This is a genomic window from Serratia sp. PL17 (assembly GCF_017832355.1).
Classification (GTDB): domain Bacteria; phylum Pseudomonadota; class Gammaproteobacteria; order Enterobacterales; family Enterobacteriaceae; genus Serratia.
On the sequence record NZ_JAFIBY010000001.1, the window covers coordinates 1797951 to 1804277 of the forward strand.

The 6327-nt window shown below is 45.7% G+C and carries 10 protein-coding genes; 5 read left to right on the plus strand and 5 right to left on the minus strand.

The window, feature by feature from the left end:
• Positions 1-2: 2 nt before the first annotated feature.
• From JOE25_RS08675 to JOE25_RS08685, 3 genes are all read right to left on the minus strand, one after another.
• A complete protein-coding gene (locus tag JOE25_RS08675) occupies positions 3-671 on the minus strand; it encodes a lytic transglycosylase domain-containing protein (RefSeq protein WP_008815930.1) in 669 nt (222 codons plus the stop codon).
• Positions 672-691: 20 nt separating this feature from the next.
• Positions 692-916 carry a hypothetical protein gene (locus JOE25_RS08680; RefSeq protein WP_209634102.1) on the minus strand — a complete coding sequence of 75 codons (225 nt, stop codon included), beginning with the start codon at positions 914-916 and terminating at the stop codon, positions 692-694.
• 82 nt (positions 917-998) lie between these two features.
• Positions 999-1454: a transcription termination/antitermination NusG family protein gene (locus JOE25_RS08685; RefSeq protein WP_209634104.1), complete on the minus strand. Its 456-nt coding sequence runs from the start codon at positions 1452-1454 to the stop codon at positions 999-1001.
• A gap of 254 nt (positions 1455-1708) precedes the next feature.
• On the opposite strand from JOE25_RS08685, the gene JOE25_RS08690 reads away from it, so the two are divergent.
• The 4 genes from JOE25_RS08690 to JOE25_RS08705 all read left to right on the plus strand — a co-directional run bounded on the left by JOE25_RS08690 (position 1709) and on the right by JOE25_RS08705 (position 4478).
• Positions 1709-2071 (plus strand): helix-turn-helix transcriptional regulator, encoded by a 363-nt coding sequence (locus JOE25_RS08690; protein WP_209634106.1) that lies wholly within the window; start codon positions 1709-1711, stop codon positions 2069-2071.
• Between the two features lie 393 nt (positions 2072-2464).
• On the plus strand, positions 2465-3382 hold the full coding sequence (gene repA / locus JOE25_RS08695) for a plasmid replication initiator RepA (RefSeq protein WP_265557192.1): 918 nt from the start codon (positions 2465-2467) through the stop codon (positions 3380-3382).
• Positions 3383-3958: 576 nt separating this feature from the next.
• Positions 3959-4201: a type II toxin-antitoxin system ParD family antitoxin gene (locus tag JOE25_RS08700; RefSeq protein WP_008815935.1), complete on the plus strand. Its 243-nt coding sequence runs from the start codon at positions 3959-3961 to the stop codon at positions 4199-4201.
• Positions 4194-4478: a type II toxin-antitoxin system RelE/ParE family toxin gene (locus JOE25_RS08705; protein ID WP_008815936.1), complete on the plus strand. Its 285-nt coding sequence runs from the start codon at positions 4194-4196 to the stop codon at positions 4476-4478. The genes JOE25_RS08700 and JOE25_RS08705 overlap by 8 nt, the downstream gene beginning before the upstream one ends.
• Positions 4479-4608: 130 nt before the next feature.
• Here the strand turns inward: JOE25_RS08705 and JOE25_RS08710 are convergent, their stop codons facing one another.
• A complete protein-coding gene (locus tag JOE25_RS08710) occupies positions 4609-4836 on the minus strand; it encodes a plasmid partition protein ParG (protein ID WP_008815937.1) in 228 nt (75 codons plus the stop codon).
• A 39-nt stretch (positions 4837-4875) separates the two neighbouring features.
• Positions 4876-5496: a ParA family partition ATPase gene (parA, locus tag JOE25_RS08715; protein WP_008815938.1), complete on the minus strand. Its 621-nt coding sequence runs from the start codon at positions 5494-5496 to the stop codon at positions 4876-4878.
• A gap of 252 nt (positions 5497-5748) precedes the next feature.
• Between parA and JOE25_RS08720 the strand changes: the two genes are divergently transcribed.
• On the plus strand, positions 5749-6258 hold the full coding sequence (locus JOE25_RS08720) for a ComF family protein (protein ID WP_209634110.1): 510 nt from the start codon (positions 5749-5751) through the stop codon (positions 6256-6258).
• The last annotated feature ends 69 nt before the right edge of the window (positions 6259-6327 follow it).

Consider the following 6327-nt stretch of genomic DNA (forward strand, 5'->3'; position numbering starts at 1 on the left):
CCTTATTTAGATGTAGTGACTACAAACTCCCCCCGCACAACCTGTGACGGGAAAGAAACGGGTGTAGCCTGGTTAGGTGACGCTTGCGCGTCGGAGGTGATGAGATCGCCGCGTACAATACCTTTGGGATAACGTATCTGCGGCGTGGGTGCTGCATTGCCTGGTGTGGCGTTTTGCTTTTCTTGATCGGCCTTGCTGGAAGGCACGACATATTTTTGCGCGGGTTTGTAACCCATCCGCTGTACATAGCTGGTTTTGGAAAATGCGGCTTCGGGCTTCTGGCCGGTATCAAAGTTGCCGGAGTAATAGCAACTCAGCGCCCTTTTCAGGGTGCCGCCCCGGAGGTAGCAGTCAGTGATGATTTTTTCGAAGACGGTCAGGTTGGTGCAGGGATTAAACAGTTGTTTTGCAGTGACACCGTAACGGGAAAAATTGGCCTGGTTGATTTGCATCAGACCGACCGAGTAATTTTTACCTTTCGCCTTGAGCTGGTCGATATGATCAAGAGCGTCGTTTATGTTGCTGGGGAAAAGCCCTTTTTTCTGGCCGACAACACCAATAGCAAAGGGGTTTAACCCCGACTCAACTCTGGCTACATCATGCGATGTATCAGGGTGAATGGTTGGGGCGCATTGCATCGCCAGAGTCAGAAGCACGGCGGATGAAATCATGTATCCTCCTATTAGATGGTTTATTCCTCTTCAGTGGGGGGAGCCTTCTGCAACTGGTTAAGCAGTGAGGCATGGCCTTTTTTGGTGAATTCATCAATCAAGTAGTGAAGGAATGTACTTGGTTTGATATTGGTGTTGGATAAGTAGCTGATTTCGCGAGCATGTTTTGCTAACAGTTGGTAACGCTGCTGTCCGATGTAAATCACCGCCGTACTCGTTGGCTCGCCCAACTTCTTTTTCGGCATGGATATGTCTACTCCTATTAAAAAGGCACCGCAGGCGATTGCCTACAGTGCCGGTATGTGTGGAACAGTGAGAGGATTTTACTTAGAGGTCACCTGATTGCAGGAGGTGTGAAAAGGCAACCTGTCGTTGTTCTATCGACTTGATAAGCGAGATTTGTTGAATTTTTAGCAGCAAAGCGGGCGAAATATTACGGCACTCAATGGCTTGATCGTCATTGTTCAACGCTATCAGGCGAGCACATTCAATCGCTGATATCACTTTCTGAGGAACCGTACAGGCATCTGAACCGAAACGAATGAAGCCGATAGCCCCAGGGATAGACGAAATCGTTGATGTATGGATTTTGTTGATATCAAAAGAGAGGAACAAATAATTAGGGAACAACACTTTTTCGTCGATACGAACCGAATTACAGTCGGTTCGGTGAGAGACTCGCACATAGCGGGGACAAAAAACACTAACGCCTAAGCTGTTGACCCTTCTGGTTATTTTATCAACATCCTGAACCTTGCAGTACAACACATACCATAAATTCATGTTTCCCTTCCTTGTGGGCACAAGCCCCCATTTTCCGCCGCCCGTGGCCGCGTACTCATAAAACATCCTGTATAAATAAACATGCTGTACATAAATACAGTATTTATTTTTATACAGTTCGTAAGGGTATGTCAATATCAAGAATCTTTAGTGATAATAACATTGATGTACATATAATCAAGCTTGTTTGTTTGGATGAACGTAGGGTGAGGACTGCGCCTTGTATGATAGAAAACAAAACAAGGTGAAGTGCTATGGTGCCGAAAAGGTTAAAAGAAGCGCGGGAGGCTGCTGGATTATCTCAGGAAAAGTTGTCTGAACTCATTGGTGTAGAGGGCGTTAATACTCGTTCTCGACTATCTAATTACGAGGTCGGGCGTTTCACTCCTCCTTTTGATTTCGTTCTTCGGGTTGCTAAAGCACTGGATTATCCAGAGAGCTATTTCTATACGGTTGATGATGATTTTGCAGAGAATATGTTGAAATTTCATCGCAATCGCATGAACCCTGATACAAATCCCTACTACAGCACGTTGGCTGAAGCCCAAAAATTGGCATCGCAGCGTGATGAAGCCCGAAAGCTAGTCAAACAACTAAATGATTGTTTGAAAGATTGATTTTATCTCTTTATTTGTTTAGAACAGGGATTAGGCGCTGATCTTATTACTGTGAATGTGATCAGTGTCAACATTATTGAGACTCAATATCTTTATGAATTTATTGATAAAATAGATTAGTGATGTTGAGGGATCTTTGAGGAAGGGAATTGATCGTTGTTTCGCAACGTGGTAATTTACGTGCGTTTACAAGAATTCGTACGGGTGAGACGTTCCCGGTAATAGCGTCTAGGGAGTGGTGAAAGCCACAAAGTAAAACCCCCTGATCCTGTCTTCAACTTTGGCGGGCTGATTCAGGTGTCAGGGGGGCAAATACTGCCATGCGGCAGTAAGGATTATAGCAAATGCGTAAACCTAAGCAAGCCCTCTGCCCTGCCATAAGTGCGGGCGGGTGTGAATAATCAGAAAAATACCCCTCAGAAAAACCCAGACAAGCGTCACCGTGGCGAACATTCTACAGTTTGTAAATGTCCGTTACCGCTCTATGTGCGTCCGGCGCATTATAAACCTCTCAGTAAACAGCATGGCCGAGCCTTACGTAACCTTATGAGCCAGGATAAGACTTCTGGTGCCTGGGTTATTCGTCGTCGTGTTTCTGCCGATCCCATCTTCACTTTTTTACGGCCAGTAGCTGACCGGAAAAGAGCGTTCCGAGACGTACGCCGGCGTTTGCTCGATGCGCTGTTTGTGCTTTTCATCAATAAGGCCGATCTTGCCACCGGTATCGTCACTATCAACGTCACTAAGCTGGCCGAAGAACTCAGCCCACAGGATGAAGATGGCCACATCATTCTTGAAACCGCCGTGACGGTATCCAGGGTGTCGCGTCTGATAGACGAACTGGCGAGATTTGGCATAGTCCTTGCGCCTGAAACTGAGTGGGATTATGTGAACGGGTGCCGTTTTCCTAAGCATATCATTATTACAGAAGAAGGCTGGCGTCTTACCGGTGTGGATATGGACAAGCTACGAGCAGAGCAAGAAGAACGCCTACGCGCTATTGAGGACGGCATTCTACAACCCGGCGAGGCTATGACAGTAAAAGAAGCCCGTAAACGCTGGTATGAACGTTGCCGCCATCAGACGATACTTAGCCGCCGTACACGCGCTATTGAGGGCAAACAACTGCGTAAGCTGGCCGAATTACCGTTCGATGAGCGAAAGCGTCAGGTGGCCGAGCGTATTTTCCGTGATATGAAGGGTGATATACACCATCTAACCCCTCAGCAGTTTGAAAAAATGGTCTGGACTCAGCTTTACCAGCTTGAACTGGTAAATATGGAGCAGCCAGGCACAGCCCCGCCTCACTAACCCGCCCTCTTTTTACTAATCCGTTTCCCTGCGGAGGATGTTCGTTGTCCATCTGCTAAAGCAGCTCGTTTTTTAGCCACTATCATCACGATAACCTCACCTATATTTGGTCAAAACCCCAATCAACACCGGCGTTATATCTTTTATGCACACTTATCTGCAAATAGCTAAATGGGGTTATCTGCAATCAACCAATAGTTAGCTGCAAAACAATCAGGTCTTCGACCTACTTAATTTCATTAAAGATCTACTTATTCGCTGGATAAGTTCTGTGGATAACGGAGAAAACCAACAATGACCGCCCTTGCAGCGGCCAGACGGCCGCGCCGGTTCGGAATGGTCGCTATGCTCCCTAACAAACTTTAAGTAGCACCTCCGGTCTATGCCCGGAGGCAGGGAGTTAACGAAACGCACTACAGCGAAAAGGCGCTTTTCGCCCTTACCTACTTCATCGCTAAAAGTAAGCTAAAAAAACTGGTCTAGCAGGAAAGGGGGTAAAAATCCGTTTGGGTGCATTCGTTGACACCAGGAGCAAGTATTCCTATCATTGTGTTGATAGTTAACACAGGGGGCGTTATGGCCAGAACAACAAGCGTTACGATTGGCGAACAACTCGATTCGTTTATCAGTCGATTAATAGACAGTGGCCGTTACGGCTCTGCGAGTGAAGTTATGCGCTCTGCGCTGCGATTGCTGGAGCAACAGGAAACAAACGATGAAGTTGTTCGCCAGGCTGTTATTGCTGGGCTGGAAAGCGGTGAAAGCTCGCTATCACTGCGGGATATTGCAGCACAAAGAAAACTGAGACATCGTGTATAAACTCACCGAACGGGCGGCAGAAGACTTCGCCGGGATTTATGACTATACGCTCTTAAAATTTGGTGAAGCTCAGGCAGACCATTATACAGACGCACTTGAGGCATTTTTCGAGACGCTGGCCGGAATGCCTGATATGGGGCGGGACTACAATACCGTCCCTGGTGTGATGCGCATTGAATTTCAGCGACATGCCATTTTTTATACGGTCCGTGATACGGATATTCTGATTGCACGTATTTTGCACCAACAGATGAACCATAAACGCCATTTACTGTAAATCTAAACACGCTGCCGCGCTTTGCTTGGCCAACACCGATCCGGCACATAAAAAATTTATGCACCAGATCAGTGTTCTCGGAAAAAAGTAGTGTGTTTTTGAGTTAATGTGTATTTACACATTTGAGTTTTTAACTGTCATTTTCTTTCAGCCAGTTATCAACCAAGTCCTTTATTACATCAGTAATAGATGTACCTTGCTTTGCACACGCAGCTTTGAAGCGGATATGTATTTCTTCATCAAAGTTAACGTTGACTCTCTTCTGCTTTCCTGTGGGTGTGCTATTGACGACTTTTTCAAGATCACGATGCTCACCGAAACTCATTGTTTTTGATGTATGTTGTTTAGTTAGTGCCATACATAACCTCTTAATATGCTAAAATGAGTATATGAGTTTTTACTCAAATGATTCAAGTATTTCTCGCGTCAAAATGGCTATCTCGCCCTTCGCTGCTCCATCGTTGGTATCGAAAACGCTCTCACCCTCCATCACGGATTTAACGTAACTTTGGCGCTGTGTGATCGCTGTTTTGAACGGCTTAATACCCGTCTGAGCAATGCTATCTTTCAGGACGTTAAGCATGGTGGCTTGTTCAATTTTCCGTGTGATGAGGAATCTAGCTTCTACCGGACGATTATAAGCCTGGGCTTCCAGTACAGTTACTACAGAACCGGCAGCGGAAAAATCCAGAGGGCTGGGTGTTACCGGGATGATAATCAGATCGCTGACCATAACGGCTGCTGAAGTAATAACTGATAGAGAACCGGCACCATCAATAATGACAAAGTCATATTCAGCAAGATCCTTTCTTACCTGGTAAACGTCTTTCTCTGATGCTGCGGTGTAAACATCGAATGCTGCTTTCTCTGCTTTATTCCAGTTAGTCAGGCTCATCTGCGGGTCTGTATCTACAACTGCAATTTTCTTACCCGAACTGGCAAGGCAGCTACTGACGTTGATTGCAGCAGTCGTTTTACCAGACCCCCCTTTGGGGTTGAGGAACGCGATGATTTTCATGTCTAAACCTCATTTGTGTGTTTACTCACTTGAGTTTAATTATACACATAAACTCAAATGAGTAAATGTGTTTTGAATGTGTAAATGAGTATATGTGTGTTTTTAAGGATTATACCTTGCGGGGGATGTTGGTTCTAACTGCTACTAGTGACTTATTGCCAACCTCCATCGTATTCACTCCACGTTTCAGCGTGCTTTAATTCTTAACGAGTGTATCTTTATTCATATTTTGTAACGAATGAGGGGGCGGCGATGGAAGTGAACATCAAAGACATTACGGGTAACTGGGATCATGGTGTCGTACTGGACAAGCACAGCAAGTTCAGCGTGGTGACAGGACAAAAAGAGTGGGGTCACAACATTTATGACACTACGCGTACCGAGGTAGGCGAAGCTGTTTATCAGCTTAAATATAAATCTGACTGGACTCAGGTTCAGCCGCTGGCCAAATACCTTTATGCTAAAGCCTACCCACTATTTCAAAAAGTCGGGTTCATTCTCCCTATGGCCGCTTCTAACGTCCGGGCACGGCAGCCTGTTACAGAGGTTGCTCAAGCGCTGGCACAATTAGCCGGTGTCCCCTGCTTTGACGATCTTCTGTTGAAAGCTCCAGGGGGTGTTTCACTCAAGAATCTGAATACCAAGCAGGAAAAAGTTGATGCCATTGGCGGCAGCTTTTCCATAAATCCTGTTATCTCTAATGAAGGCAAATGTATTAGACGTCAATTACTTTTGCCGGGGGTCATGTATTCAATGTGTTGATGCTCCATCAAACGTAGTGCTCACGTTCAATGAAAGTGCCAATGATCCTGTCATGCATTTCTGCTAACT